The sequence below is a fragment of the Mycobacterium sp. genome (assembly GCF_965277065.1).
Taxonomy (GTDB): domain Bacteria; phylum Actinomycetota; class Actinomycetes; order Mycobacteriales; family Mycobacteriaceae; genus Mycobacterium.
On the sequence record NZ_CBDIBT010000002.1, the window covers coordinates 1 to 26,855 of the forward strand.

The window sequence follows — 26,855 nt, forward strand, 5'->3', positions numbered from 1 at the left end:
GCGTAGAAGCATTATTAGACATGTGAAACAAATCGGCCACAACACGGCTCGCGCCCTCGAGCGCACCAACCTTAGAAATCTGAGCGAGGCCTAAATTTCTGCTGAGCGGATACCGTGAAATTGCCGTATTCTCAGAAATATTGGTGGTCGGGACTGGTGGGGACGTCCGTGTCCGGCAGGGTGCGGCCAATGAGAAAGGAAACTTGATGGGATCTGCTAGGTATCTCGGTTGCGTCGGGGGGCTGGCGCTAGGGCTGGGCATCGGGGCGACGGTGGTCGTGACGGCGGGGACTGCCTCCGCTGACCCATCGGTCGGGGAAGCGGTCGACGCGGCGGCTGGGGCCGCCCTCGCCGACCCATCAGCGCCATTCGATCCGACCAATTTTTGCTATCTCGTTCGACGGGATGAACCTGTTCACGACTGGTAGCGCAGTCGCCGACTCGGGCACTGCCGGGAACTTCGATTTTGCGTTCGCCGACGGTGCCGGTAGCTACGCCAGTGCCACCGGCGGCCTCTACGACTTCGCCAGCGGCTACGGCGCCAACAGCTTTGCCCAGGCCACCGGTGTCAGCGATTTTGCCTTCGCCGACGGCGTCAACAGCCTTAGTATCGCTGGCAATACTGGCAACCAAGACATCGCCATCGCCGGTGCCAACGGCGCTGCATTAGCCGGTTTTGAAGGCAACAACGACATCGCCATCACCGGCGACAACGGATTTGCTAATGCCATTCAAGGCAACAACGACTTCGCCAGCTACTTCGGCAACATCGGTAATGTCGGCAGTGCTTTTTCCGGGGACGGCAACAACGACTTCGCCGCCGTCTTCGGCGACAGCAGCGTTGCCCAAGCCTCCGTCGGCAACAATGACCTCGCCGCCGTCTTCGGCAACAGCAGCAATGCTTTTGCCGGCCAATTTGAGATCCCTGGCTCAACCGGTAGCAACGATCTCGCCGCCGTCTTCGGCGACGGCCTCACCGCGAATGCTTTTGGCGACGGGATCACCACCGTCGAGCCGGCGTCGCTGGCCAACCTGTTCGGGCTATAAACAGACGCGCCCGCCTGGCACCACGCGTATGCCAACCTGCAACGCGGCTTGGCCGCGAACGCTGGGAACGCTGATCAGGCGATAAGTTCGATTCCGCGCTGTGGCCCTGGGATTGAGCGAGTAGTCCGTCACACGTGATCAGCGGCGCAGCGAGGCTCTCGGCGAGGGCGACGCAGACGCTATCGACGACGGTGCGTGTGCTGCGCAGCTGGTAGGTGCGCTGAACAAACGCCTTGTAGGCCAACGCCGGAGCGGCAGGCTCTGGACATCGGCACAGCGACGAGTCCTTCGTGATCGCCGATCAACTCACGCAGGACCGCACGACGGATTGCATCGACACATCGAAGTCGCCAGGAGCATGCAATGTTGCCCCGCAATCGCTGAGCACCTGTTCTGGGTGGGCATTAATCTTGGCTCGGCCTCTCGGCGCCACTATGAGCGATTTCCTCGGGCCGGGCGGCATCCAGGCGTGATGCGGCGAAACAACAGCTGCTAGCGCTGCCAATGACGGTCCGCCGGGCGCGTCTCGCCATCGAGCCGATGGTCAGCGTGCTTCGGCCCTCGCGGGCTCCGCGTCGACATCAGTGTCATTGGGCGCCAACGGATTCTCGGGGAGTGTCGGTACCCGGGTGGCACGAACATAGACGGTGTCGCCCCGCTTCAAGCCGAGTGCCTCGGCGTCACCGCGGGTGATCTGGGCGATGAACGGTCCGCCGGTGGCAGCGTTGGTCAACTCGATGCGCACCTCGAAGCCCAGTGCGACCACGCGATCGATGGTCGCACGGACCACACCGGTGGCCTGGGCGGTGGCGTCGCCGGTCGCGATCGCCATGTCGGGATTGCGGCCCACCCGGATGTCGTGTGGGCGAACAAGAATCCCGTTCAGCGACGAGACCGCACCGAGGAACGACATCACAAACGGGTTGGCCGGGGTGTCGTAGACCTCGCTCGGTGATCCAACCTGTTCGATGCGCCCGTCTTTGAGCACGGCGATCCGATCCGCCACGTCCAGCGCCTCGGCTTGATCGTGGGTGACCAGGACGGTGGTGACGTGCACCTCGTCGTGCAAGCGGCGCAACCAGGCCCGCAGATCGTCGCGGACTTTTGCGTCGAGGGCGCCGAAAGGTTCGTCGAGGAGCAGCACCTGCGGATCGACCGCGAGCGCGCGCGCCAACGCCATGCGCTGGCGCTGACCGCCGGAAAGCTGACTGGGGTAACGGGTCTGGAATCCGCTGAGGCCCACCACCTCGAGCAAATGATCGACCTTCTCGGTGATCTCGGCCTTCGGCCTCCGCCTGATCTTCAGGCCGAAGCCCACGTTGTCACGAACGGTCAGGTGCTTGAAGGCCGCGTAATGCTGGAACACGAAACCGATTCCACGCCGTTGCGGCGCGATGGTAGTGACGTCGCGACCACCGATCGTGATCGTCCCGCTGTCCGGCTGGTCGAGTCCGGCGATGGCACGCAGCAGGGTCGATTTACCTGACCCGCTGGGCCCGAGCAGTGCCGTCAAAGATCCTTCTGGCACATCGAAATCGACGTTGTCCAGCGCGGCGAAGTCGCCGTAACGTTTGTGGGCGCCCCGCACTGTGATTGCGTTGTCGGTCATTTAGCGCCACTCCTCCTCATCGCTTCGCTCTGCATCGTCGTTGACGCGCATTTAGCGCCACTCCTCCTCATCGCTTCGCTCTGCATCGTCGTTGACGCGCATTTAGCGCCACTCCTCCCTGTCATACCTGCTTGGCTGCCCGGTTGCGGCGAGCATCGAGAATCACCTGAACGATCAGAACCAGTACCGACACCGCCATCAGCAGCGTCGAAAGTGCGTACGCGCCATACTCGGCACCCCGGTTATAGCGGTCGGACACCAACAGCGTCAGCGTCTGCGATTGCCCCGGCAGGTTGGACGACACCATGATCACCGCGCCGTATTCACCGAGTGTGCGCGCGATGGTCAGCACAACCCCGTAGGTCAAGCCCCATCGAATCGACGGCAGGGTGATCCGCCAAAACGTCTGCCACCAATTCGAACCCAGCGTCGCGGCGGCCTGCTCCTGATCGTTGCCGATCTCGTGCAGCACCGGCTCGACCTCGCGCACGACGAAAGGCAGCGTCGCGAAAATGCTGGCGAGCACGATGCCCGGCAAGCCGAAGATGATCTTGAAGCCGAAGTCTCTCTCGACGAAGCCGAGCAGCCCCGCCGAGCCCCACAGCACGATCAACGCCACGCCGACCACCACCGGCGACACCGCGAACGGCAGGTCGATGATCGCCTGCAACACCCCCTTGCCGCGGAACCGGTTGCGCGCGAGCATCAATGCGGTCGGGATTCCGAAAATGACGTTCAGTGGCACCACGATCGCCACCACCAGCACCGACAAGTTCAGCGCGGAAATCGCCGCCGGCGTGCTGACCCAGTCGAAGAATTGACTGATACCGGGCTCGAAGGTGCGCCACAGGATCAGCCCCACCGGGACGACGAGCAGCACCGACACATAAGCCAGGGCCAGAAAACGAAGCAGATAGCGCACCGCAGGCGACAAGGTCATATTCCGCCGCTCCTCCTGCCCTTCTCGGATCGCACTGCCCTGTCGATCGTCGCCGGCGGTGTCACGCCAACTCCTCACGCTTGGCCGCGCGCGATCCGAGCGTACGGAGCACGAAGAGCACGACGAACGAGATCGCCAGCAGCACAATAGATATCGCAGCCGCCCCGGTGCGGTCGTCGTTCTCGATCAAGCTACGGATCCACTGCGAGGACACTTCGGTCTTACCGGGCACCGCGCCGCCGATCAGCACCACCGAACCGAACTCGCCGATGGCCCGGGCAAACGTCAAGCCGGCACCGGTCAACAGAACCGGGGTCAGCGACGGCAGCACGACGGTGGTGAAGATCGTCGCGTTGTTGGCACCGAGCGACGCGGCCGCTTCTTCGGTCTCGTGGTCGATCTCGAGCAGCACCGGCTGCACGGCCCGCACCACGAACGGCAACGTGACGAAGGCCAACGCCACACCCACACCCCACCCGGTGTGCTGCAGGTGCAGGCCGACCGGACTGTGATTCCCGTAGAGGGCCAACATCACCAGGCTGGCCACGATCGTAGGCAAGGCGAATGGCAGGTCGATGAGGACATCGACCACCCGCTTGCCCGGGAAGTCGTCGCGCACCAGAACCCAGGCGATCAACAGTCCGAAGAACATGTTGAGCACGGTGACGCCTGCAGAGATCGTCAGCGTCACCCGGAACGACTCCAACGCCGCATTCGAAGTGACTGCGAGCCAGAAGGCCTGCCAGCCCCCGCCAACGGACTGCCAGAAGATGGCGGCCAGCGGCAGCAACACGATCACCGAGAGCCAGACGACGGAGACGCCCACCCGCAGCGAGGTGCCGTTGTTGGCCAGCTTGTTGCGGCCCCGCGGTTTACCGCCGCCGGCGCGGCCGGTTATCTCGCGCGTGATCGCCGTCGTCATCCGGTGGCCTGTGTGTAGATCTTGGTGATGCTGCCCGATTTCTTGTCGAACAGATCGGTGTCCACCGACGGCCAGCCACCGAGATCGGCGAGCGTCCACAGCTTTTCCGGTGCCGGGAATTGGTCACGCACCTGGGTCGCGACGGCGGGGTCGACCGGGCGGAATCCCGCAGCCGCCCAGACCTTTTGGGCATCCGCCGTATACTGGAAGTTCTTGAACGCGACCGCGGCGTTCAGGTGGGGGCTGGTGGTCACCACCGCCACCGGGTTCTCGATCTTGATGGTCTGCGGCGGGTTGATGTGAGTGATCGGCTTTCCCTGTCGCTCGGTCGCGATCGCCTCGTTCTCGTAACTGATCAGCACGTCGCCGCTGCCCTGGACGAACACGTCGGTGGCTTCGCGTCCCGATCCGGGGCGCAGTTTGACGTGCTGGCCGACCAACTTGTGGATGTAGTCAAGGCCCGCCTTCGGGTCGTGGCCGCCGCCGCTCTTGACCACATAGGGCGCGAGCAGGTTCCACTTCGCCGAACCGGAGCTCAACGGGCTGGGTGTCACGACCTCTACATCGGGACGTAGCAAGTCATCCCAGTCCTTGATGTTCTTGGGATTGCCCGGCCGCACTACCAAGGTCACGATCGACCCGAACGGGATGCCCTTGGTCGCGTCCTTGTCCCAGTCTTTGGAGACCTTGCCCGCCTTGACCAGCCGGGTGATGTCGGGCTCGACCGAAAAGTTGACGATGTCGGCGGGCTTGCCGTCGACGACACCGCGGGACTGGTCACCCGAGGCGCCGTAAGAGGCGATCACCTGGATACCCTTGCCCTCCGGTGAGGCGTTGAACGCCGGGATCAACTTGCTCCAGCCGGGCTCAGGTACCGAATAGGCGACCAGCGTGATGCTCGTGTTCGCTCCGGACGGGCCACCACCCCCGACGACATCGCTGGCGCCCCCGTGGCACGCCGCGATCATGCCCGCGGCGAGCGTCAGCGCGACCGCGTGCCGCCACCTCACGGGATTTTTGCTGTCGTCGAACAATGGTCGACCTTTCGGAAGTGAGCGTGGCGTCTGACGGATCCGTTGCGAAGGAAAACGAGTTTCGGCGCGCGGGCAGAAAGTCAGCGACAACAATGCACGTCAGCGACGGCGCAATCGCCCACGGCAATGAGCGCCAAGACGTGGCACTCGGTACTGCCGGACGCTGCGTGCATGGGCGAAAGCGTAACAGAATCGATCCGGCCCGCCGCAGCAGCCGTTGCAGGTCAGCGGGTCAGGAACCAGGCGACGATGACCAGCACAACCAGCGCGATCAGGATCAGCGTGACCCGCGATTGCGGCATGCCGGTGTTTCGGCTCATCCGGCCTCGCTGTCGATGTGCCGGAGTCGGCGCAGCACCTCGATACCGCGGCCCAGCGCCCCGTCCATTCCCGCCGCGACCACGTAAGCCAACGCCAGCACGACCGGCATCACCACGATCGTCTGGAAAACGAACGCCAGCCCGGACAGCCACAGCTCGACGCCGTCCCACCAGCTGAGAATCGCGTTCATCGCGCTCACCCTACTAAGCTGATCCGCGCACGTCTCGTGGCGACAGGAATCCGGTGAAAGCCCGGGGCGGTTCCGCCACTGTGAGGGCCTCGGTGTGCAGCCGTCGGCCCGAGCCAGACACTGGTCGCGAGGCACTCCACTCGACGGGGCGAGAACCCCGGGGAGGACCTGAGTGAATACCGTCGACACACCGCAGCGTGTCCACCGCATCGCCTTGCTGTCCACGTCGGATACCGACCTGCTGTCGGCGCGCGCGTCGCTTGCGGCATACCGCTTGGGTAACCCGGCGCGCCAACCGATCGAGGACGTTCTCGGCGACGCGGAGGTCGTGGTCCTCCGGGTGCTCGGCTCCTCGGCGGAGGTCGCCGACGAACTCGCCACTTTGCGGGCCGCCGGTTTACCCCTGATCGTGCTCGGCGGGGAACGCGCGCCGAGCGCCGAACTGATGGAGTGTTCGACGGTCCCGATCGGGCTTGCCGCGCAAGCACACTCATACCTCGCCGAAGGCGGCCCGACCAATCTCGCTCAGCTGCATGCTTTTCTGTGCGACACCGTGCTGCTCACCGGTCACGGATTCGACGAGCCGGTGGTGATTCCGGAGTGGGGGTACGCCGAGCGGCCCGCCGACGTGAGCGCAAAGACGCGGATCGGCGTGCTGTACTACCGGGCCCACGAGGTCAGCGGCAACTCCGGTTTCGCCCACGCTCTTGCCGATGCGATCGATGCCACCGGCGTCGCGGTCGGCGTCCCGATATTCGCGTCCTCGCTGCGCAGCGCGCCCGACGAATTGTTCGGCGCCTTGGGCGATCTGGATGCCGTCGTCGTCAGCATGCTGGCGGCCGGCGGGTCGAAGGCGGCGTCGGCCGGTGCGGGCGAAGACGACTCGTCGTGGGACATCGAGCGGATCGCCGCAATGAACATCCCGGTGCTGCAGGGGCTTTGCCTGACATCCTCGCGTGAGGAATGGGAGGCCAGCGACGACGGCGTCACCCCGCTCGACTCGGCGACGCAGATCGCGATCCCCGAGTTCGACGGGCGCATCATCACAGCGCCGTATTCCTTCAAAGAAGTCGACAGCGACGGACTCCCCCACTACGTGGCCGACGCGGAGCGCTGCGCGCGGGTTGCCGCCATCGCGGTCAACCACGCGCTGCTGCGTCGGGTGCCCAACGCCGACAAAAAGCTGGCCTTGGTGCTGTCGGCCTATCCCACCAAGCATTCTCGCGTCGGTAACGCCGTCGGCCTCGATACCCCGGCGTCCACGGTGCGGCTGTTGCGGCGTCTCGCCGAGGACGGCTACGACGTCGGCGACGGATTCGGTGTGCTCGGCATCGAGGACGACACCCAGGCCGGCGACCGGTTGATGCACACGCTGATCGACGCGGGCGGCCAGGACGAGCAGTGGCTCACCAGCGATCAGGTCGCCGGTGCGCAGGTGAAGGTCAGCCCGGCTCAATACGCCGAATGGACCGCCGCCCTTCCCGCTGAACTACGCGGTGCGATGGCGCAGGCGTGGGGCCCGGCGCCGGGCCGACTGTTCGTCAACGGGGACGGCGATCTCGTGGTCGCGGCGTTGCGGGCGGGCAACGTCGTGCTGATGATCCAGCCGCCGCGCGGATTCGGGGAGAACCCGGTGGCGATCTACCACGACCCGGACCTGCCGGCCAGCCACCACTACCTGGCGGCCTACCGATGGCTGGAGCACGGCTTCGGCGCCCACGCGGTGGTGCATCTCGGCAAGCACGGCTCGATGGAATGGCTGCCGGGCAAGAACGCCGCGCTGTCCGCGGCGTGCGCCACCGACGCCGTGCTGGGAAACCTGCCGCTGATCTACCCGTTCCTGGTCAACGACCCCGGCGAGGGCGCGCAGGCGAAGCGGCGCGCACACGCCACCATCGTCGACCACCTGATCCCGCCGATGGCCCGCGCCGAAAGCTACGGCGACATCGCACGACTCGAGCAACTCCTGGACGAATACGGCAACATCGCGGCGATGGATCCGGCCAAGCTGCCGGCCATCCGCGGCGAGATCTGGAACCTGATGCGGGCCGCGGAGATGCATCGCGATCTGGGGCTCGACGACCGGCCCGACGACGAAGTGTTCGACGACTTCCTGCTGCACGTCGACGGGTGGCTGTGCGAGATCAAGGACGCCCAAATCCGCGACGGCCTGCACGTGTTGGGCGAAGCGCCGACCGGAGCGGCGCGGGTCAACCTGGTGCTGGCGATCCTGCGCGCCGCCCAGGTGTGGGGTGGCCAAGACCACGCCGTCCCCGGATTGCGCACCGCCCTCGGTTTGAAGGAGGGCGCCGAGCTCACCACGGTCGACGACGTCGAGAACCAGGCGCGTGCGTTGGTCGAGGCGATGGAGGCCGGCGGATGGGACGCGCGCGCCGTCGCTGACCTGCACGACGCACCGGATGTGCAAGCGTCGCTGCGGTTCGCGGCCACCGAAGTGGTGCCGCGTCTGGCCGGCACCGCGGGTGAGATCGACGCGGTGATGTGTGCTCTGGATGGCGGTTTCGTGCGGCCCGGGCCGTCCGGTTCGCCGCTGCGCGGTCTGGTGAACGTGTTGCCCACCGGTCGCAACTTCTACACCGTCGACCCGCGCGCGGTGCCGTCGCGGCTGGCCTGGCAGACCGGGCAGGCGATGGCGGAGTCGCTGCTGCAGCGCTACCTCGACGACACCGGCACCTACCCGGGGTCGGTCGGATTGTCGGTGTGGGGCACCAGCGCGATGCGCACGTCCGGCGACGACATCGCGGAAGTGCTGGCGCTGTTGGGCGTTCGGCCGGACTGGGACGAGGCTTCCCGGCGGGTGAGCCGGTTGGAGGTGATCCCGCTCGAGGAACTCGGGCGGCCGCGCATCGACGTGACCATCCGCATCTCCGGGTTCTTCCGCGACGCCTTCCCGCACGTGGTGATGATGCTCGACGATGCGGTGGGAATGGTGGCGCTGCTCGACGAGCCGGATGAGGACAACTACGTGGCGGCGCACGCGCGCGCCGACCTCGCCGACCACGGTGACGAACGCCGCGCCACCACAAGGGTTTTCGGATCCAAGCCGGGGTCCTATGGCGCGGGCATCCTGCAGGTCGTCGAAGCCGGGACCTGGCGCGACGACAAGGACCTGGCCGAGGTCTACACCGCCTGGGGCGGATTCGCCTACGGGCGCGGGCTGGACGGCAGCGCCGCCGCAGATGACATGCGCACCAACTACAAGCGAATCAAGGTGGCGGCCAAGAACATCGACACCCGCGAACACGACATCGCCGACAGCGACGACTACTTCCAGTATCACGGCGGCATGATCGCGACCGTGCGGGCGTTGACCGGGTCCGATCCCAAGGCGTACGTGGGTGATTCGACCACCCCCGACGCGGTGCGCACCCGCACACTGGCCGAGGAGACCGCACGGGTGTTCCGCGCCCGGGTGGTCAACCCGCGCTGGATCTCGGCGATGCGCAGGCACGGGTACAAGGGCGCCTTCGAACTGGCCGCCACCGTCGACTACCTCTTCGGCTTCGACGCCACCGCAGGCGTCGTGCACGACTGGATGTACGAAAAGCTCGCCGAGTCTTACGTTCTCGACCCGCAGACCCGGGAGTTTCTCAACCAGTCGAACCCGTGGGCGTTGCACGGCATGGTCGAGCGCCTGCAGGAGGCCGCCGACCGGGGCCTGTGGGCCGACCCGTCGCCGGAGACACTGGCCGCGCTGCGGCAGGCCTATTTGGAGGTGGAAGGCGACATCGAGGGCCGCGCCGGTGCCTGATCCGGTCCGGGTCCGCATCCTGGGGGTCGGCATGGGCCCTCAGCAGGTCACGCCGGAGGTCGCCGAGGCGCTGCGGTCGGTCGACTACGTGCTCGCCGCCGACAAGGGTTCTGACGCCGACGACGACGGGTTGCTGGCGCTGCGGCGCGCGATCGTCGAGGCGCACACCGACGGCTCGGTAGACGTTGTGCCCGTGCGTGATCCGCAGCGGGACCGTGCCACGGATCTGGGTACCGCCAGCTACCCGCGTGCGGTGGCCGACTGGCATCGCGCCCGGGCCGCCGCCTACGCCGACGTGCTGAGGAGGCGCGGCGGCACTGCGGCGTTCCTGGTGCTGGGTGACCCCTCGTTGTACGACTCGACCATCCGCGTCGTCGAGAAGATTCAGCAGCTCGGTGTCCCACTCGAATTCGACGTGCTGCCGGGAATCAGTGCTCCACAGCTGCTCGCCGCGCGACACCGCATCGTGTTGCACGAGGTCGGCCGATCAGTGCACATCAGCACCGCGCGCATGCTGCAGGACGCCGTCGCTGCCGGGCAGGACAACATCCTCATGATGCTCAACCCGCCGCCGGACCGGCTCGACCTCACCGGCCTGGACGACTGGTCGGTGTGGTGGGCCGCCAATCTCGGCGCTGTCGGCGAGCGGCTGATCTCGGGACGACTCGGCGAGGTCGCCGGGCAGATCGCCGACGCCCGCGAGCAGGCGCGCGCCGAAACCGGTTGGGTGATGGACATCTATCTGTTGCGGCGGCCCTGATGCGGGTGCTGCTGCTGGGCGGGACAGCGGAAGCCCGCGCGCTCGCCGCGCGGCTGGTCGCCGACGGGGTCGACGTGACGAGCTCACTGGCCGGGCGGGTCTCGCGACCGCGAATGCCCGTGGGGACGGTGCGCATCGGCGGATTCGGCGGTGTCGAGGGGTTGCGAAAGGCGCTGGCGGACTTCGATACCGTGGTCGACGCCACGCATCCCTTCTCGGCGACGATCTCGGGCAACGCCGTGCACGCCTGCGCCGACGAAGGAGTTCCGCTGTTGCGCGTGCAGCGTCCCGGCTGGGCCGACCGCGCACGGCCGTCGTGGCATTGGGTGAGTTCGCACCGCGACGCGGCCGAGCAGGTGCTGCGACTGGGCACCCGGCCGTTGCTGACCGTCGGCCGCCAGCAGCTGGGGGCCTTCATCGGGGCCCTCGCTGAGTCGGCGGTGCTGGCACGCGTGGTCGACGAGCCAGACTTCGCGTTGCCGCCGGCGTGGCGGCTGGTCCACGATCGCGGGCCCTACGCGCTGCCTGGGGAGTTGGCGCTGCTGCGCGAGCATCGGGCGGATGTGTTGGTCACCAAGGACTCCGGCGGCGAGTACACCTGGCCGAAGATGCAGGCCGCCGACGACTTGGGAATACCGGTCGTGATCGTGCGCCGGCCGGCCGGTCCACCCGGGGTGCCGGTGGTGTCCGGCGTCGACGACGTCATCGAATGGCTAGCCGCGCAACGTGACTCGTCGAGGCCAGTTCCCTAGTCCGAGTGCCACTGGTAGGGCACATGTCCGAGAATCGTCGAACGCCGACACCAGTAACCCTTCGATTATCAGCTTGGCAGCTCGAGGCGATTCAATCGGCCGGGAGGGTGCGTCGGATGTCTTTCGTCAGGAGCATGAGGTGAAGTTCGTCGGTAGGACTTGGCTCGAACTCGGGTACGAGATGTCTGTAGAAATTGCGGGCGTCAGCGGATTCGGCGTGGACGAGCAGGCCTCGGCAACCAATGTCGTCAGAGAGTTCGGTGAGCCGGGCGAAGATGTCTTGCAGCATGCCGGCCGCAAGGCCCGCGCGCTCGTGGTCGATGTCCACGCCGAGCCGAGCGAGGAGGGCTACCGGTTGGGGATAGCGACCGGCACCCTTGCGCGCCCGACCCGGGGCGACGTCCGTGTCGAGTTGGGCCATGCACCAGGCGTAATAGGCGACGACTCGTTGGCTGTGGTGCTCGGTGACGACAAAGACTCGCGTCGTACCGACTGCGGCTGACTGGCGGGCGTACCGGCGTAGCCACTGGGTCTGCTCCGTTGAGCGGCTCTGGAATTCGGTCAGGTCGTGATGGTCGCCCAGCAGTTCGGGTGGGCGATATTGCCTCACTCGGTGAATGGCGTGGGGCGTTCCATCAGTCTGCGCAGCCCTGGCAGGTCGCGGGAAGGCTGGGCGTTGACGTCTTCCCACTGTTTGAGAGCCAACGGGTCAAGTTGGAAGTGGTCTCGGTCAGCGAGTAGCCGGCGCGCAGCGTCGGATGCGTGGGTGATGACGAAGTCCGTGAGATCGGTTCCGCTAGCGCACACGGCGCGGTCGATCAACTCTCGTTCCTCTATCGTCGTGCGCAAGTCCATCCGTCGATTTCTGCGGCGCAACTCGTGATCCATAGCTAACTCCTGAACTCGTACGTCCAGTGTACGGCCAAGTTGCGTCGATGACCAACAGTTGAATTCCGCCCTGTGAACCTTCGTTTAGCGAGAGGCATCCCACGGGTTCACAGCCTCGATACCGGTGGCACAGCCGCCACCGAGATCTCCTTGGTCTCAACGTGATCGACGCCGGCCTTCGTCTCGTCGTTCAGGGCGGCCGGTGACCGAGACCAACGATCCGTGGACGCGGCGTCTGTATCCTTTCGCACCCGTGGACGGCGTGGGCGAATCGTTGCGCCAACGCGGGCTGGCCGGCCCAATGCGTGTGCAGGTAGGCGGCGTGCAGTGTCGCGGTGGCGAAGCCTTCGGGGCCCGCGGGTAGCTGCCACGCCGGGTGGCCTTCGAGCGCACTAGTTTTCGTGCGGTGGAACTCGTGCCCGTTGACCGTGAGGCCCTTTTCGGCGAGCACGGAATCCGCCGAGCTGACGGCGGTTCGGTAGCCAAGGGTGAGCTTCGGTGTCATCGCCGCATCGGCCGGCACCGCGCCGACCATCGGTGTGCCGTCGAGCGACCGGCACAGGTACAGCAGCCCGGCGCACTCGGCGACGGTCGGGACGCCTGCGGCGATGGCCGATTTCAATTCGGCCATCAGGCAACGGTTCTCGGCGAGCTCGGCGGCGTGCACCTCGGGGAAGCCGCCACCGAGATAGATGCCGGCGGTGCCGGCGGGCAGGGTCACATCGACCAGCGGGTCGAATTCGGCCACGTCGCATCCGGCGGCACGCAGCAGTTCTTCGGTTTCGGCGTAGCGGAAGGTGAACGCCCGCCCACCGGCCATCGCGACGACCGGGCGGGCCGGGGTGGGCGGGGCGACGTCCCGGGTCGGATCCCACGGCGACTCGTGCAGCTCCGCGGCACCGCGAGCGATATCCAGCACCGCGTCGATATCGACATGTGCGGCGATCACGTCCGCCATCCGCTCGAGGGTGTGCGCGGACTCGGCGCGCTCGGCGGCGGGCACCAGACCCAGGTGACGTGACGGCGTCTCGATGCCGTCGTCGCGGGGTAGGACTCCGAGAACCGGAATGCCGCTCGGGCCCAGCGCGTCTCGAACCTCGTCGGCGTGTCGCACGCTGCCCGCCTTGTTGAGGATCACGCCCGCGATGCGGACTCCGGTGTCGAAGGCCGCCAATCCGGCGATCACCGCCGCGTGCGTTCGCGACGCGTGCGAAATGTCGACGACCAGCAGCACCGGTGACGCCGTCAGCACGGCGACGTGGGCGGTCGATGCTTCCCCGGCGGTACCCAGCCGGCCGTCGAAAAGCCCCATCGCACCTTCGATCACCGCGACGTCAGCAGACCGTGCGCCGTGCAGCAGCAGCGGGACGACGCGGTGCTCGCCGACCAGGAACGGGTCCAGGTTGCGTCCCGGCCGGCCGGTGGCCAGGGCGTGGTATCCGGGGTCGATGAAGTCCGGCCCGACCTTGTGGCCGGATACCGACAGGCCGCGTGCGGCCAGGGCGGCCATCAATCCCGTTGCAACAGTGGTCTTTCCATGACCGGATGCCGGGGCCGCGACGACGATGCGGGGAATCGCGGTGGCTACCACTCGATGCCTCGCTGGCCTTTCTGGCCGGCGTCCATCGGGTGCTTCACGTTGGTCATCTCGGTCACCAGGTCGGCGATCTCGATCAGTCGCGGGTCAGCCTTTCGGCCGGTGATGACGACGTGCTGGTGACCTGGCCTGCCGGCCAGCGTGTCGACGACATCGTCGATGTCGACCCAGCCCCAGCCGATCGGGTAGGTGAATTCGTCGAGCACGTAGAGGTCGTGGGTCTCGGCGGCGAGACGCCGTTTGATCTCGGCCCAACCGGCCGCGGCCTCCTGCGCGTGGTCGACGTCGCTGCCGGCCTTGCGGCTCCACGACCAGCCCGACCCCATCTTGTGCCATTCGACCGGGCCGCCTTCACCGGTTTCGGTGTGCAGCGCGCCAAGACGCTCGAGCACGGTCTGCTCGCCGATGCGCCACTTGGCCGACTTGACGAACTGGAACACCCCGATCCGGAATCCCTGGTTCCAGCCACGCAGCGCCAATCCGAAAGCGGCGGTGGACTTTCCCTTGCCGTCGCCGGTATGCACCATCAGCAGTGGCCGGTTGCGGCGCTGGCGGGTGGTGAGCTGGTCGTCGGGCACGACGGATACCTGACCCTGCGGCATCAGGCCGCTCCCGGAGCTGTTGCGCCGCGAACGATGTCGGCCAGCGCCTGAGCGTTCACATGCGCGAGCGGCACATGCTCGGCATGCAGATGCTCAGCCAAGTGCGCGGCCAGACCCATTCGCATCCGGCCACTTTCGCAGTCGACGACGATGCTGCCGATACCTTCGTTCGCCAGATACGCCGCGGCCTGCTGGGCCCGGCCGACGGCATCCGCGCCGGCGGTCGCGCGACCGTCGGTGACGACGACGAGCAGCGGCCGCCGACTGGGATCGCGCAGCCGCTCGCGCCGCACCACCTCGGCCGCCTTCATCAGCCCCTCGGCGAGCGGCGTCCGCCCACCCGCCGGCAGGTCGTCGAGCCGCTTGGCCGCGATGTCGATCGAACCGGTTGGGGGAAGGGCGATCTCCGCCGTCCGGTCGCGGAAGGTGACGACGCCGACCCGGTCACGTCGCCGGTAGGCATCGAGCAGCAGCGACAGGATGGCCGTCTTGACCTGATGCATCCGTTCCCGCGCGGCCATCGACCCGGAGGTGTCGACGACGAACACCACCAGGTTGGCCTCGCGTCCCTCGCGGACCGCGCGGCGCAGGTCGGTGGGCCGCAGCAGCAGTCGACCACCGATGCGCCCGCGAGCGACCTGATGAGGCGCCGCGGCCCGCACGGTCTCGACGAGATGGATGCCCGCGTCGGACAACGGGGTGGCCCCGGTGCGTCGACCCGTCGTCGTCCGGGCGCGGCTGCGACGGCCGGCGTGGCCGTCCCCCACTCCGCGAACCGTGAAAAGCTTTGTCCGGTAGGGCTCACCGGCACCGACCGGCGGGGTGGACGTCGGATTCTGCTGGTCGCCGGAAATCGGCGGGACGATGTCCGGGGTGTCGTCGGTGTCGTGTCCGCCACCCGGGTCGTCGGGATCGGGGTCGGGTTCTTGATCGGTGTCGGGCGGCAACAGCTCGTCGAGTTCGTCGTCGTCGAGTCCGGGTGCGTCGAACGGGTTGCGCCGACGGCGATGTGGCAGTGCAAGTTTGGCGGCGGCCCGCAGATCGTTGATGTTCGGGTGGTCGCGGTCGTGCCAGGCGGCGTGGGCGGCGGCTGCCCGCGCCATGACGATGTCGGCTCGCATGCCGTCGACACCGGCCGCTGAGCAGACTTCGGCGATCCGGAGCAGCGCCGCATCGGTGAGTTCGATTCGGGCCAGGATGGTTTGGGCGTGCTGGATCCGATCGCGAAGTCGCTCTTCGGCATTCGCGTAACGCGCGCAGAACGCCTGCGGGTCGGCGTCGAACTGCAGGCGCCGACGCACGACGTCGGCGCGTTGCGCCGGGTCCTGCGGCGCGGCGACCTCGACGGCCAGGCCGAAGCGGTCGAGTAGTTGCGGACGCAGCTCGCCCTCTTCGGGATTCATCGTGCCGACCAGCACGAACCTCGCCGCGTGGGTGACCGATATGCCGTCGCGTTCGACGGTGACGGTGCCCATTGCGGCCGCATCGAGAAGCAGATCGACCAGGTGATCGTGCAGGAGATTGACCTCGTCGACGTAGAGGATTCCGCGGTGTGCCTTGGCCAGCAGGCCCGGTTCGAAGTGCACAGCGCCGTCGGCCAGCGCCTGTTTGAGGTCGATGGATCCTGCGACGCGATCCTCGGTGGCTCCAACCGGAAGCTCCACCAGGCGCACGGGTCGGGTCTGTACGGGTGTGTCTGGCCCGAAGGCTCCGTCGGGCGAGGCCGGGTTGGGCTCGGCCGGGTCGGTGGAGAAGCGGTCACCGGCGACGACGTCGATGGGAGGCAGGATCTGAGTGAGGGCACGCACCAGAGTGGATTTCGCGGTGCCCTTCTCGCCGCGCACGAGCACGCCACCGATGCCAGGGTCGATGACGCTGAGAACGAGCGCCAGCGCCATGTCGTCGAGGCCGCCGGGCGCGTCGGGATCGCCGCCCAGGACGGCGGGAAACGGGTACAGCTGACCGGTCGAGGTCACAGTGAGGCTCCGCTCGTGGTTGCCAACTCTGGCACGCGAGGCCGGTATTCGGACTGACCGTTCGTGCGCCCGTTGACCGGGCGGCGCGACGGAACACCGTAGCGGGCCTGTGCCGGAGTCCCACCGGCTTCCCTCGTTGCCCCGACGAACCGATTACGCCTGTTCGCGGGGTGCCTCGCGGCCCTTACGCTAGCATCGCCGCCGTGTCGACCTCCGACCTGCGGGTAACTGTCGTCGGCGTCGGCGCCGACGGCTGGGACGGGCTGACGCCGGCCGCGCGGGCGATTATCGGCTCGGCCGAAGTCGTGCTGGGTGGGCCGCGTCAGCTGGCGCTGGTGCCCGTCGCGGATGGTCAGGTCCACCAGACGTGGCCGTCTCCGTTGAGTGCGGCGTTGCCGGAGCTGTTGACGCGATTCGCGGGTCGGCAGGTGGTCGCGCTGGCCTCCGGCGACCCGATGCTGAGCGGAATCGGGACCACGCTGGTCGACATCTTGGGCGCCGGCCAGGTCACGGTCATCCCGCATCTGTCCTCGGAGACGCTCGCGCGGGCGCGGCTCGGCTGGTCCGCGGAATCCACCGCGGTGGTCAGCGTGGTGGGCCGCGACGTGCATGCGGCTCTGCGGGAGCTGGCCCCCGGGCGCCGGGTCCTGGTGCTGTCGTCCAATGAGAAAACGCCTGCGGCCCTTGCTGATCTGCTTGTCGCGCGCGGATACGGGCCGAGCCGATTCGTGGTGCTCGGTGGCCTCGGCAGCGACGACGAGACGGTCGAGGACACCACAGCCGGCGAATTCTCGGGTGCGTCGCCGCGGCTGAACATTGTTGCACTGCAACTGAACGGGCCGCTGCTCGCGGGGTGGGCGACCGGCCTGACCGACGATGCCTTCGAGCACGACGGCCAACTCACCAAACGGGATCTGCGCGCCGCGGCGCTGGCTCGGCTGCTGCCCGCGCCGGGTCAGCTGTTGTGGGACGTCGGCGCCGGCGCGGGTTCGGTGGGCATCGAGTGGATGCGCGCTCACCCCTTGTGTCGAGCCGTCGCGGTGGAAGTTGACCCGGTTCGCGCCGAACGAATCGGCCGCAACGCCCGGTCGCTGGGTGTGCCCGCACTGCACGTCGTCTGCGGGTCGGCGCCGGAAGCCCTGAGCGACTTGGCCACTCCCGATGCCGTTTTCGTCGGTGGCGGCGCGAGCCGTCCCGGGGTGGTGCGGCGATGCCTCGAGGGGTTGCGCGGCGGCGGGCGGCTCGTCGTGCACGGCGTGACCGTGGAGACCGAGGCGGTGCTCGCCGCGGCGTACGCCGAGCACGGGGGTGAACTCACTCGCATCCATGTCGAACATGCCGCGCCGGTCGGGTCGTTCACCGGCTGGACTCCGGCGCGCGCGGTGACCCAGTGGGCGTTCACCAAGCTGCCGGGCTGATCTCACCGGCTGGCCGATCGATCGCGCTGCGGGTCGTAGAGATGACTCTCCCCCGCGCGCGGATCCGCACCGAGCGCTTCGCCCACCAGAATCACCGCGGCTTGGCGCAGTTTGGCCGCCTCGACCTGGTCGGCGATGTCAGCGACGGTGCCGCGAAGAATCAACTCCTCGGGCTGAGACGCCCGGTACACCACGACGACCGGACAGTCCTGGCCGTGTGCCGGTACCAGCTCATCCATCAGCGTGCGGATGGCGGTAATGGCCAAGTGCAGCACCAGGGTTGCGCGGGTCGCCGCAAAAGCCGCCAGCGACTCGGATTCCGGCATCGCGGTGGAACGCGCCTGGGTCCGGGTCAACACCACGGACTGTGCGACCAGCGGAACGGTGAGCTCGCGACCGACTCGGGCGGCTGCGGCGGCGTAGGACGGCACCCCCGGCGTGATCTGCCAGGGCACGCCGGCCGCGTCGAGTCGCCGGGTCTGCTCCGACACGGCGCTGTACAGCGATGGGTCGCCCGATACCAGACGCACGACCCGTCGGCCGGCGCTGTGCGCCTCGACGATATGGGCGAGGATCTCGTCGAGGTTCAGATTCTGGGTGTCGACCAAATCAGCTGCCGAAGAACAGCTTTCCAGCATATCGGCATCGAGGTAGCTGCCCGGGTACAGGACGGTGTCGGCCACTTCGAGCAGCCGGATCGCCCGGACGGTCAGCAGATCAGCCGCACCCGGTCCGGCGCCGACGAACTGGACGGCGTTCATCGTACCCACCGCGGCGTCCACACCCGGCCGGAGGCCGTCGCGCGGGTACTCGACGCTCCAACCAGGACAAGGCTTTTCATGTCGATGGCGTCAGTGTCGAGGCTACCCAGCGTCGTCACGATCAGCGATTCCTCGACCCGCCCGACGTCACGTCCGATGACAACCACAGTCTCGGCGGGACGGTGTTCGAGCAAGATCTCGCGGGCCAGCTTGATCTGGCCGGGCCGGGCTCGCGAGGCCGGGTTGTAGATCGCCAGGATGAGATCGGCGTCGGCGATGGCGCGCAGTCTCCTCTCCATCACCGACCACGGCTTGAGCCGGTCCGACAAACTCATCACGGCGAAGTCGGCGCCCAGCGGGGCGCCGGCCAGTGCGGCGACGGCGTGCACGGCCGACACGCCGGGCAGCACGCGAATCGGTACCTCGGCGAAGCGCTCGTCGTCGGCGGCCTCGAACACCGCCGAGGCCATCCCGAACACCCCCGCGTCGCCACCGGAGACGACGGCGACGGACTCCCCACGCAGCGCGAGGCCGAGCGCGAACCGCGCGCGGTCGACTTCGACGGTGTTGCCGGATACGTGCCGCTGCAGGCCTTCTCGCTGCGGCACCCGCGCCACGTACGGCCCGTAGCCGACCACGTGCTGCACTTCGGACAGCGCGGTCGCCGCCTCCGGCGTCAGCCAGCCATCCGGCCCAGGCCCCAACCCGATCACGAGCAGCTCGGCGATACCGGTCCCGGTAGATACTGTTGCGGGACTGGGTTCTTCGACCATGATGCGGGACCGCGGACCATTGATCGAATCGCCGTTGACCACGATCAGCGACAGATACGGCACGCTTGCCTCGTCGACTTCGGCCACCGGCATCCAGCGCTGCTGTGGGTGACTGGCCCGCTCGACGTACATGGCGTGATCGAGCCGCCCGGCCGCGGCGAGCGCGCGACGCACGGCCGGAAACGTCCGGCCGAGTTTCATGATGATCGCGCCATCGGTGTCAGCCAGGCGGCGGGCGAGTTCGGCTTCCGGCAGGGTTCCGGGTAGCACAGTCAACACGTCGGTCTGGCGGACCAGCGGGGAGGCGACGGCTGCCGTCGCGGCAGTGAACGCCGGTATGCCGGGGATGACTTCGGTAGCGAAGCGGGTGCTGAGCCGGTCGTGCATGTACATGAACGAGCCGTAGAACAGCGGATCCCCTTCGGCGAGCAGCGAAACGGTGCGACCGGCTTCCAGGTGCGCGGCGAGTCTGGCAGCCGATTCCTCGTAGAACTCGGCCAGCGCGCCGGCGTATCCTTGCGCGTGATCCGTGGTCCCGGTGGTCAGTGGGTAGCGCAGTTCCTCTTCGATGGCATCCGCCGGAATCAGTTCCGCCGCGATGGTCCGCGCGTAGGACTGTTTGTTGACGCCCGCGTGGTAGGCAATGACGTCGGATCCGGCGATGATGCGTGCCGCCTTCAGGGTGATCAGTTCGGGATCCCCTGGACCCAAGCCGATTCCGTAGAACCGACCGGCTGTCACTCTGCCTCCGAAGCCAGCGCGTTGATGGCCGACGAGGTGATCGCCGACCCGCCGCGCCGCCCCCGCACCGTCACGAACGGGACGTCGATGCCATGGTCGCGGGACAACGAGGCGAGCGCCTCCTTGGATTCCGCGGCCCCGATGAATCCTACAGGGCAGCCCACAATCGCGGCGGGTCGTGGCGCCCCGTCGATCAGCATCTCCAAGAGATGGAACAGTGCGGTGGGCGCGTTGCCGATCGCGACGACCGCGCCGTCGAGCAACGGCTCCCACAACGAGACCGCGGCCGCCGTGCGGGTGGTGTTCCATTGCTTCGCCAACTCCGGCACGCCTGGGTCGTTCAGGAAGCAGTGCACCTCGTTGGCGGCCGGGAGCCGACCGGCGGTGATACCGGTGGCGACCATGCGGGCATCACAGAGGATCGGTGCGCCGGATCGCAGCGCGGAACGTGCGGCGGACGCCAGCGCGGGGTGAATCACCAAGTCCTCGACCAGGTTCGGCTGCCCGGTGCCGTGGATCATCCGGACTGCCAGTTTTTCCGCGTCCGCCGGGACGCTGGACAGGTCGGCCTCGCGGCGGATGGTGGCGAACGAGTAAGCATAGATGGCGGGGCCTTCGGCGATGTAGTCGTAGCGCCGGGTCGGCCGGCGGGCATCGCTCGTCTGGGTCACTCGGATACCTCCGGGGTGTTCGGGACGAGAATGCCGCGCCAGGGCGTGACGACGACATAGGTTGTGTCGGTTGCTTGTTCGAGTATCGACTGAATGAGCTCCGGAGTGAGGGCGCCGTCCCCGGCCGGCACGTGGCTGCCACCGGGCACCGGGCCATACGGCAGCGGCGGGGCCGGAGCCGGGATCCGAGGGTCGGCGGCGACGGGAGGTTGCAGCGTCCGGGTGAGCTCGCGAATGTGCCACGCCGCCTCGGTACCGGTGCCTCGGGCGTCGAGGAACTGCGACGCCAGATCGGCCAGCCGGCCGGCGATCTCATCCACCGGAGCGACCGCTCCCCAGTGGTCGCCGACGCGCATCTGAGCCACGTCGTCGCCGAGCGCCACGCAACCCAGGTCGGTGCCACGCTTGCCGGCTCCGGTGAGCCGGTCGAGCAGATCGCCACGACCGTCGTCGAGCGTGAACAGGAAACGCCCCGGCAGCCGGCCAAGGTCAGGATCGGAACACAGCAGCGAGTCGAGGCGATCGATCACCGGTCGCAGATCGGTGCGGCCACCCGCCGCCCGGCCCGTCTGCGGTGAGGCGAGTACGTTGCGCACGAGTTCGTGTGTGCGCGTGGGGATCAGACCGGTCGACTCGATTGCCGCCGCGGCGGCCGCGGTCAGTTGCGGTCCGTCGCCCGGCAGCCCACGCAATTGCAGATTCGCCCGCCGGGTGAGATAGATGCGACCGTCGGCGTGATCCCGGCTGACCTTGGCCAGTCGGTGCAGCGCTGTCGTGGGCAGGAGGCCACCCATCAGCCGGATGCGGATCAGCATCCCATCGTCGGCCTGCCACGGTCGCCACACACCGGGGCACATGTCGGTCCGTGTGCGAGTGTCCGGGGTCATGAGCGATTACTGGGTCAGCTGAGGTGGCTGACCTTCTCCATCATTGCTCGGGCGACGTCGACGGCGCTGCTGTCCGGGTCCGCTGATCCTGGATCGGTGGGTTGCCGGTCGCCGAAGAAGACGATCTCGACCTCGACGATGCAGTTCAACCGGACACCGATGGCGCGGGCCTGCGGTGTCGGCTGCAGGGCCGGCATGTTGGGCAGCGTCGCTGTCGCGGTATTGGTCACTGCAACAACGGAATCCAGGGAATGGACTTCGCCGATCTCGGTCGTTGTGCTGATCGGGCCGGTCTCTTCGGTGGTGGTGCGGCCTTTGCACCGCTGCCACTGGTCGGGGAATTTCGCGAACAGTGCCTGGGCCTGCTGCGCCGACGGCACGGAGACGACGCCCTCCATTACGCTGATCACTTGCGCCGGGTCGCCGTCGTTCCACCACGACACCGATGCCACGTTCTGCACGTCGGCGGATTCGTACACGCTTTTCTGCAGCATCGCTGTGACGCTCAGGCAGTCGGCCGATTCCGCGGGGACCTGTCGCTCGTCGAGCCGGTCGGGCCCACCGAACTTCGCGGGCTGACGCGCGACGAACGGCTGGCCGAGCATCCGCGACAGCACCTTGCCGTCGAGCAGTACGTGTTCGACGGTCCGGCCGGATAGAGGTCGCGGCTTCAGGTTCGGCGCAGGCTTTGCCGTGCCGGCGACGACCGAACCGCAGCCCACCGCGAACACGGCAACCACTGTGCACGCCGTTGCCATCGCGAGCCTGCGCATGGCTACTTCTTACTGCCTTTGTCTGGCGCGGCGTCGGTGGACAGCGCGGCGACGAACGCCTCCTGCGGCACCTCGACCCGGCCGATGGTCTTCATCCGCTTCTTGCCTTCCTTCTGCTTTTCCAGCAGTTTGCGCTTACGGGTGATGTCACCGCCGTAGCACTTGGACAGCACGTCTTTGCGGATCGCGCGGATGTTCTCGCGCGAAATGATCTTGGATCCGATGGCGGCCTGTATCGGCACCTCGAACTGCTGACGCGGGATGAGCTCTTTCAGCCGGACGGTCATCTTGTTGCCGTAGGCCGCTGCTCCGTCCTTGTGCACGATCGCACTGAACGCGTCGACGGCCTCGCCCTGCAACAGGATGTCGACCTTGACCAGCGCAGCCTCCTGCTCCCCGGACTCTTCGTAATCGAGGCTGGCGTAGCCGCGGGTGCGCGATTTCAGGGAGTCGAAGAAGTCAAAGATGATCTCCCCCAACGGCATTGTGTAGCGCAGCTCGACGCGTTCCGGCGACAGGTAGTCCATGCCGCCCAGCTCGCCGCGCCGGGACTGGCACAGCTCCATGATCGAGCCGATGAATTCGCTGGGTGTGATGATGGTGGTCTTGACGATCGGCTCATAGACGGCGCGGACCTTGCCCTCGGGCCAGTCCGACGGATTGGTGACGACGAGTTCCGAACTATCCTCCTTGACAACGCGATACACCACGTTCGGCGACGTCGAGATCAGGTCGAGGTCGAACTCGCGTTCCAGACGCTCGCGGGTGATCTCCATGTGCAGCAGGCCGAGGAAGCCGCAGCGGAAGCCGAAACCGAGCGCCACCGACGTCTCCGGTTCGTAGGTCAGCGCGGCGTCGTTGAGTTGCAACCGTTCCAATGCGTCACGCAGGTCGGGGTAGTCGGAACCGTCGACGGGATACAGGCCGGAGTACACCATCGGCCGGGGTTCGCGATACCCGGTCAGCGGCTCGGTGGCACCGTGTCGCGCGGTCGTGACGGTGTCACCGACCTTGGATTGGCGGACGTCTTTCACACCGGTGATGAGGTAGCCGACCTCCCCGACGCCGAGGCCGACGGATGCCTTCGGGTCCGGCGAGACGATGCCCACTTCCAGTAGCTCGTGGGTGGAGCCGGTGGACATCATCGTGACCTTTTGGCGCGGCGTGATTTTGCCGTCCACGACACGCACATAGGTGACCACGCCGCGGTAGATGTCGTAGACGGAGTCGAAAATCATTGCGCGCGTGGGGGCGTCGGCGTCGCCGGTCGGGGCAGGCACCTCGCGCACCACGTGGTCGAGCAGCTCGGTGACACCGTCGCCCGTCTTGCCCGATACCCGCAGGACGTCGCCGGGCTCGCATCCGATGATGTGCGCGATCTCGGCGGCGTACCGGTCGGGGTCAGCGGCAGGCAGGTCGATCTTGTTGAGCACCGGGATGATGTGCAGGCCGCGATCCAGCGCCAGGTAGAGGTTGGCCAGCGTCTGCGCCTCGATGCCCTGGGCGGCGTCGACGAGCAGCACGGCGCCCTCGCAGGCTTCCAGCGCGCGGGACACCTCGTAGGTGAAGTCGACGTGGCCGGGGGTGTCGATCAGATGCAGGACGAATTCTTTTCCGGCGTCAGGGCCGCCGGTGACCTTCCACGGCAGCCGGACGTTCTGGGCCTTGATCGTGATGCCGCGCTCGCGCTCGATGTCCATCCGGTCGAGGTACTGGGCACGCATGTCTCTGTCCGCAACGACGCCGGTGAGCTGCAGCATCCGGTCGGCCAGCGTGGACTTGCCGTGGTCGATGTGGGCGATGATGCAGAAGTTCCGAATCTGCGCCGGCGCGGTGAAGGTCTGGTCGGCGAAACTGCTGATGGGAATCTCCTGGTGAGGCCGGGCTTAGGCGCTACCAGCGTATCGAGGGACAGGCGCCGCAGCACAATCGCGGGACAGGCCGGCCAAAGCGAGCCCCCGGAGATCTTCTCCGGGGGCTCGTTGTGGAGCAGACGCTATCCCACCGCCAAGGAGGTAAACCACGTGACAAGGTCAGTCAGACCCGTGTTGATGAAGCTGGCGAAGAGGGCTGCATCGGTGAGCGAACCAGTATCGAGCCCGGCATCTGCCACCCCAATAAGGTCGGTGGCCGGAATCACCGAATCGGTAGTAAATAGCAGGGATGCAAATGTGTTGTAGGCGTCGTCGAACTCGACCACCGCGCCGTCCAACACGTCTTGGGCACCCGGCGCAGAGTCGAGACCCCCAATGAGGGAGTTGGCCCACGGCCCGTACAGCTCGTAATCGAGGGTCGTCAACGGGGCCGCATCCGGCGCGTCTGCCAGCGGAATGGTGTCTAGGACGCCGGTGCCTCCTGGGATGAGGTCGGCAGTGTCGCCCGCAACGGCGACTTCACTCTCGAAGAGCGAATTCAGCGACGCGATCTCGCTGTCGACCGTCGTAGTCAAATCGTCCGCCGCGGCGAGCGGCGCAAATGCCAGTGCCGCACCGGCCACGAAGCTGCCGACCACGGCGATCCTGCGAATGTTCATAGTCTGCCTTTCACGAGTCCCCCGGCGGCGGGGCAGTGCACACGTCGAAGTTCCTCAGCGTCGCTGCTGGTGAAATCTGAGCGTATCGATGCAATCAGCTGAGTGCAGGTTAAGTGTGTGCCGAACACGTTAAAAGTCTGTGACGGGTCATTGCCGGCTTGGCGGCACAAACGAACCCCCGGAGTTGCCTCCGGGGGTTCGTTGTGGAGCGTGAACTACAGCGAGCCGAGCAGGGTGATCAATTCCGTAGACATTGCTGGCGTGATGTCGAAGGCTGACAGGTCGACGTTAAAGAAGCCGCTCAGGTCTCCGATCCCGAAGTTGTAGAAGTTCTCGAACGCGCTCGCAGCCGTGGCGCCCGCCCCGGTCACGAAATCGAGGTGATTGCCGAACACATCCGCGACGGGAAGGAGCGCGCCGTGGTTTTCCGCTGCGTACAGCGCGACGTTGTAGGCGTCGTCGAACTTGGTCTCCGCGCCGTTGAAGACGTTGAACGAACCGGTGGGGTCTGCGACGCCGGCATGGATCGGGTTAAAGCCGTACACCAGGTAGTCGAGAGGAGAGGGCGTGCCAGTTTGCGGCGCGTCGATCAGGTCTTTCGCGGGGGTGAGCTGATCGAATCCGCCGACCAACGAATAGTCGGTGCTGGGTACGCCGGCGAGTGAGGCGTCGAACTGGAAAAGGGAATTCTCCGACGAAATCTCACTGGCGACAGTGCCGGCCGGCAGGTCGACAGGTGCCACGAGGGCGGGGTCCGCGGCCGCAGGCAACGACGCCGAGTGGAAATTTCCGAACAGCGACAAGATGTCATACAGGTTGCTGCCACCCGTAGCGCTCGCGTTGCCGTGCGTGAGCAACACCTCAGCGAGGTCGCTGTTTCCGGATGCAGTAGTCGTGGAGCCGGCGTTGGCGCTGTCGGCCGTGGTGCCGAACGGGTCCGACACAATGGCGACGTTGCCGCTGCCGTCGTGCTCGGGGGTCACTGCAGTCGCTGCGACGCCGCCGGCGTGGCCGGTGCTGTTATTGGGCCCGTAAACCGACGCGTAGTTGTCGTTTCCGAAGGTAGTCGAGACACCGTGGTTGCTGAGGGTGTAGTTGGTGTCGGCGGTGGCGGAGTTGTAGTTGCCAAAGGCCGAGAAGGCGCCCTCGTTCGTGCCGGTCTCGGTGCCGTTGGTGTAGGCGGAGTCGCCGGTGCCACCGACCGCGGCGGAGCCGTCGTTGGCGCCAAGGATGTTGCCCGAGGTGTAAGCGGTATCGCCACTGCCGGCAACGTGGTTATAGCCGATCAGTCCACTGTCGCCGGCGAAAGCGCCGCTGTTGCCACCGTTTTGGTCGGCGACGTTGGGGTCGATACCGGCATTGCCGATGAACTGGGCGGTGTCGTTGGAGCTGGCGGTAGTAGCGTCAGTGCCACCGATCAGGCTGGCGCCGCCGGCGTAGGCGCCGTCCGGTGCGCCGACATACGTTGCCGGGTTGACGTTGTTGCCGATGTCGGTGGCGGAGTCGAAGTTGAATCCGGTGGCGCCGGTGGCCTTGGATCCGGCGTCGGCCAGCGCGTAGGTGCCGAAAGCCGACGCGGAGTCCCCGAAGCCGCCCGCAGCGTACGCGCTTGCGTGATCACCGTAGGCAATCGCAAAGTCAAAGTTTCCGTTGCCCGCGGCCCCAGTGTTGGCGACTGCGGTGCCCATGCCGTTGTACAGCTGGTAGCCGTCGAATGAGATGTCGATGTTGACCGGTGTGGCCGCCGCCGGTAGTGCACTGGCTACGGTGTCGATGTACGACGCCGCTTCGTTGGTGGTGTCGGCGGCCGCGAGTGGCGCGAACGCTAGCGCCGCTCCGCACGCGAAAGCCGCCGCCGCGGCAACTCTACTTGTGTTCATGTCAAGCC

24 protein-coding genes and 2 riboswitches are annotated in these 26,855 nt (G+C 67.0%); of the genes, 5 read left to right on the forward strand and 19 right to left on the reverse strand.

Features of this window, described 5'->3' with window-relative positions; all coding sequences use genetic code 11:
- The first annotated feature begins 405 nt into the window (after positions 1-405).
- Positions 406-1,047, forward strand: coding sequence for a hypothetical protein (locus ACQY5A_RS00075; protein WP_428338321.1), 642 nt, complete (start codon positions 406-408; stop codon positions 1,045-1,047).
- Positions 1,048-1,591: 544 nt separating this feature from the next.
- Here ACQY5A_RS00075 and ACQY5A_RS00080 read toward each other — a convergent pair.
- From ACQY5A_RS00080 to ACQY5A_RS00105, 6 genes are all read right to left on the reverse strand, one after another.
- Positions 1,592-2,656, reverse strand: coding sequence for a sulfate/molybdate ABC transporter ATP-binding protein (locus ACQY5A_RS00080; protein ID WP_428338322.1), 1,065 nt, complete (start codon positions 2,654-2,656; stop codon positions 1,592-1,594).
- Between the two features lie 121 nt (positions 2,657-2,777).
- Positions 2,778-3,596: a sulfate ABC transporter permease subunit CysW gene (gene cysW / locus ACQY5A_RS00085; protein ID WP_428338323.1), complete on the reverse strand. Its 819-nt coding sequence runs from the start codon at positions 3,594-3,596 to the stop codon at positions 2,778-2,780.
- 61 nt (positions 3,597-3,657) lie between these two features.
- Positions 3,658-4,518: a sulfate ABC transporter permease subunit CysT gene (cysT, locus tag ACQY5A_RS00090; RefSeq protein WP_428338324.1), complete on the reverse strand. Its 861-nt coding sequence runs from the start codon at positions 4,516-4,518 to the stop codon at positions 3,658-3,660.
- Positions 4,515-5,486, reverse strand: a complete 972-nt coding sequence (locus tag ACQY5A_RS00095) for a sulfate ABC transporter substrate-binding protein (RefSeq protein WP_428338357.1) — start codon at positions 5,484-5,486, stop codon at positions 4,515-4,517. Before ACQY5A_RS00095 ends, cysT begins: the two co-directional genes overlap by 4 nt.
- 146 nt (positions 5,487-5,632) lie before the next feature.
- Positions 5,633-5,725 (reverse strand): Ms4533A family Cys-rich leader peptide, encoded by a 93-nt coding sequence (locus ACQY5A_RS00100; protein ID WP_350355740.1) that lies wholly within the window; start codon positions 5,723-5,725, stop codon positions 5,633-5,635.
- A gap of 143 nt (positions 5,726-5,868) precedes the next feature.
- Positions 5,869-6,063, reverse strand: coding sequence for a hypothetical protein (locus tag ACQY5A_RS00105; protein WP_428338325.1), 195 nt, complete (start codon positions 6,061-6,063; stop codon positions 5,869-5,871).
- Between the two features lie 20 nt (positions 6,064-6,083).
- A riboswitch (cobalamin riboswitch) is annotated at positions 6,084-6,206 on the forward strand.
- Positions 6,207-6,235: 29 nt separating this feature from the next.
- Here ACQY5A_RS00105 and ACQY5A_RS00110 point away from each other — a divergent pair.
- From ACQY5A_RS00110 to ACQY5A_RS00120, 3 genes are read left to right on the forward strand one after another with little or no spacing between them, the layout of a single operon-like run.
- Positions 6,236-9,835, forward strand: a complete 3,600-nt coding sequence (locus ACQY5A_RS00110; protein ID WP_428338326.1) for a cobaltochelatase subunit CobN — start codon at positions 6,236-6,238, stop codon at positions 9,833-9,835.
- Positions 9,828-10,595 (forward strand): precorrin-6A synthase (deacetylating), encoded by a 768-nt coding sequence (gene cobF / locus ACQY5A_RS00115; RefSeq protein ID WP_428338327.1) that lies wholly within the window; start codon positions 9,828-9,830, stop codon positions 10,593-10,595. Before ACQY5A_RS00110 ends, cobF begins: the two co-directional genes overlap by 8 nt.
- Positions 10,595-11,347: a cobalt-precorrin-6A reductase gene (locus tag ACQY5A_RS00120; RefSeq protein ID WP_428338328.1), complete on the forward strand. Its 753-nt coding sequence runs from the start codon at positions 10,595-10,597 to the stop codon at positions 11,345-11,347. The genes cobF and ACQY5A_RS00120 overlap by 1 nt, the downstream gene beginning before the upstream one ends.
- A 91-nt stretch (positions 11,348-11,438) precedes the next feature.
- On the opposite strand, the gene ACQY5A_RS00125 is transcribed toward ACQY5A_RS00120, so the two are convergent.
- The 5 genes from ACQY5A_RS00125 to ACQY5A_RS00145 all read right to left on the reverse strand — a co-directional run bounded on the left by ACQY5A_RS00125 (position 11,439) and on the right by ACQY5A_RS00145 (position 16,332).
- Positions 11,439-11,957, reverse strand: coding sequence for a GNAT family N-acetyltransferase (locus ACQY5A_RS00125; protein WP_428338329.1), 519 nt, complete (start codon positions 11,955-11,957; stop codon positions 11,439-11,441).
- The gene (locus tag ACQY5A_RS00130) at positions 11,954-12,202 is read right to left on the reverse strand and encodes a DUF1778 domain-containing protein (protein ID WP_428338330.1); all 249 of its coding nucleotides are present in this window, start codon (positions 12,200-12,202) and stop codon (positions 11,954-11,956) included. The genes ACQY5A_RS00125 and ACQY5A_RS00130 overlap by 4 nt, the downstream gene beginning before the upstream one ends.
- 223 nt (positions 12,203-12,425) lie before the next feature.
- On the reverse strand, positions 12,426-13,826 hold the full coding sequence (locus ACQY5A_RS00135) for a cobyrinate a,c-diamide synthase (RefSeq protein ID WP_428338331.1): 1,401 nt from the start codon (positions 13,824-13,826) through the stop codon (positions 12,426-12,428).
- Positions 13,820-14,434: a cob(I)yrinic acid a,c-diamide adenosyltransferase gene (cobO, locus tag ACQY5A_RS00140; RefSeq protein WP_428338332.1), complete on the reverse strand. Its 615-nt coding sequence runs from the start codon at positions 14,432-14,434 to the stop codon at positions 13,820-13,822. Before cobO ends, ACQY5A_RS00135 begins: the two co-directional genes overlap by 7 nt.
- Positions 14,434-16,332, reverse strand: a complete 1,899-nt coding sequence (locus ACQY5A_RS00145) for a VWA domain-containing protein (RefSeq protein ID WP_428338358.1) — start codon at positions 16,330-16,332, stop codon at positions 14,434-14,436. The genes cobO and ACQY5A_RS00145 overlap by 1 nt, the downstream gene beginning before the upstream one ends.
- A gap of 100 nt (positions 16,333-16,432) precedes the next feature.
- A riboswitch (cobalamin riboswitch) is annotated at positions 16,433-16,603 on the reverse strand.
- 10 nt (positions 16,604-16,613) lie between these two features.
- Here ACQY5A_RS00145 and cbiE point away from each other — a divergent pair.
- Positions 16,614-17,828 carry a precorrin-6y C5,15-methyltransferase (decarboxylating) subunit CbiE gene (gene cbiE / locus ACQY5A_RS00150; protein WP_428338333.1) on the forward strand — a complete coding sequence of 405 codons (1,215 nt, stop codon included), beginning with the start codon at positions 16,614-16,616 and terminating at the stop codon, positions 17,826-17,828.
- A gap of 2 nt (positions 17,829-17,830) precedes the next feature.
- On the opposite strand, the gene cobM is transcribed toward cbiE, so the two are convergent.
- The 8 genes from cobM to ACQY5A_RS00190 form a co-directional block, all read right to left on the reverse strand.
- Positions 17,831-18,589, reverse strand: a complete 759-nt coding sequence (cobM, locus tag ACQY5A_RS00155) for a precorrin-4 C(11)-methyltransferase (protein WP_428338334.1) — start codon at positions 18,587-18,589, stop codon at positions 17,831-17,833.
- Positions 18,586-20,103, reverse strand: coding sequence for a precorrin-2 C(20)-methyltransferase (locus tag ACQY5A_RS00160; RefSeq protein ID WP_428338335.1), 1,518 nt, complete (start codon positions 20,101-20,103; stop codon positions 18,586-18,588). The genes cobM and ACQY5A_RS00160 overlap by 4 nt, the downstream gene beginning before the upstream one ends.
- Positions 20,100-20,774, reverse strand: a complete 675-nt coding sequence (locus ACQY5A_RS00165; RefSeq protein WP_428338336.1) for a precorrin-8X methylmutase — start codon at positions 20,772-20,774, stop codon at positions 20,100-20,102. The genes ACQY5A_RS00160 and ACQY5A_RS00165 overlap by 4 nt, the downstream gene beginning before the upstream one ends.
- Positions 20,771-21,661 carry a nitrite reductase gene (locus tag ACQY5A_RS00170; protein ID WP_428338337.1) on the reverse strand — a complete coding sequence of 297 codons (891 nt, stop codon included), beginning with the start codon at positions 21,659-21,661 and terminating at the stop codon, positions 20,771-20,773. The genes ACQY5A_RS00165 and ACQY5A_RS00170 overlap by 4 nt, the downstream gene beginning before the upstream one ends.
- Positions 21,662-21,675: 14 nt before the next feature.
- Complete coding sequence (locus tag ACQY5A_RS00175; RefSeq protein ID WP_428338338.1) at positions 21,676-22,434, reverse strand: sensor domain-containing protein; 759 nt, start codon at positions 22,432-22,434, stop codon at positions 21,676-21,678.
- A 2-nt stretch (positions 22,435-22,436) separates the two neighbouring features.
- Positions 22,437-24,302: a translation elongation factor 4 gene (lepA, locus tag ACQY5A_RS00180; protein WP_428338359.1), complete on the reverse strand. Its 1,866-nt coding sequence runs from the start codon at positions 24,300-24,302 to the stop codon at positions 22,437-22,439.
- 128 nt (positions 24,303-24,430) lie between these two features.
- Complete coding sequence (locus ACQY5A_RS00185; RefSeq protein ID WP_428338339.1) at positions 24,431-24,967, reverse strand: hypothetical protein; 537 nt, start codon at positions 24,965-24,967, stop codon at positions 24,431-24,433.
- A gap of 215 nt (positions 24,968-25,182) precedes the next feature.
- Positions 25,183-26,847 carry a hypothetical protein gene (locus ACQY5A_RS00190; RefSeq protein ID WP_428338340.1) on the reverse strand — a complete coding sequence of 555 codons (1,665 nt, stop codon included), beginning with the start codon at positions 26,845-26,847 and terminating at the stop codon, positions 25,183-25,185.
- Positions 26,848-26,855: the final 8 nt, after the last annotated feature.

What these genes read in the sequence shown, in the direction of transcription:
- ACQY5A_RS00105 (WP_428338325.1), bottom strand. Translation starts at nt 6,063, where the DNA reads ATGAACGCGATTCTCAGCTGGTGGGACGGCGTCGAGCTGTGGCTGTCC.
- ACQY5A_RS00185 (WP_428338339.1), bottom strand. Translation starts at nt 24,967, where the DNA reads ATGAACATTCGCAGGATCGCCGTGGTCGGCAGCTTCGTGGCCGGTGCG.
- ACQY5A_RS00075 (WP_428338321.1), top strand. Translation starts at nt 406, where the DNA reads ATGAACCTGTTCACGACTGGTAGCGCAGTCGCCGACTCGGGCACTGCC.
- ACQY5A_RS00170 (WP_428338337.1), bottom strand. Translation starts at nt 21,661, where the DNA reads ATGACCCCGGACACTCGCACACGGACCGACATGTGCCCCGGTGTGTGG.
- cysT (WP_428338324.1), bottom strand. Translation starts at nt 4,518, where the DNA reads ATGACGACGGCGATCACGCGCGAGATAACCGGCCGCGCCGGCGGCGGT.
- ACQY5A_RS00190 (WP_428338340.1), bottom strand. Translation starts at nt 26,847, where the DNA reads ATGAACACAAGTAGAGTTGCCGCGGCGGCGGCTTTCGCGTGCGGAGCG.
- ACQY5A_RS00175 (WP_428338338.1), bottom strand. Translation starts at nt 22,434, where the DNA reads ATGCGCAGGCTCGCGATGGCAACGGCGTGCACAGTGGTTGCCGTGTTC.
- cobO (WP_428338332.1), bottom strand. Translation starts at nt 14,434, where the DNA reads ATGCCGCAGGGTCAGGTATCCGTCGTGCCCGACGACCAGCTCACCACC.
- ACQY5A_RS00080 (WP_428338322.1), bottom strand. Translation starts at nt 2,656, where the DNA reads ATGACCGACAACGCAATCACAGTGCGGGGCGCCCACAAACGTTACGGC.
- ACQY5A_RS00130 (WP_428338330.1), bottom strand. Translation starts at nt 12,202, where the DNA reads ATGGACTTGCGCACGACGATAGAGGAACGAGAGTTGATCGACCGCGCC.
- ACQY5A_RS00100 (WP_350355740.1), bottom strand. Translation starts at nt 5,725, where the DNA reads ATGCACGCAGCGTCCGGCAGTACCGAGTGCCACGTCTTGGCGCTCATT.
- ACQY5A_RS00095 (WP_428338357.1), bottom strand. Translation starts at nt 5,486, where the DNA reads ATGATCGCGGCGTGCCACGGGGGCGCCAGCGATGTCGTCGGGGGTGGT.
- cobM (WP_428338334.1), bottom strand. Translation starts at nt 18,589, where the DNA reads ATGAACGCCGTCCAGTTCGTCGGCGCCGGACCGGGTGCGGCTGATCTG.
- ACQY5A_RS00145 (WP_428338358.1), bottom strand. Translation starts at nt 16,332, where the DNA reads ATGGCGCTGGCGCTCGTTCTCAGCGTCATCGACCCTGGCATCGGTGGC.
- ACQY5A_RS00120 (WP_428338328.1), top strand. Translation starts at nt 10,595, where the DNA reads ATGCGGGTGCTGCTGCTGGGCGGGACAGCGGAAGCCCGCGCGCTCGCC.
- cysW (WP_428338323.1), bottom strand. Translation starts at nt 3,596, where the DNA reads ATGACCTTGTCGCCTGCGGTGCGCTATCTGCTTCGTTTTCTGGCCCTG.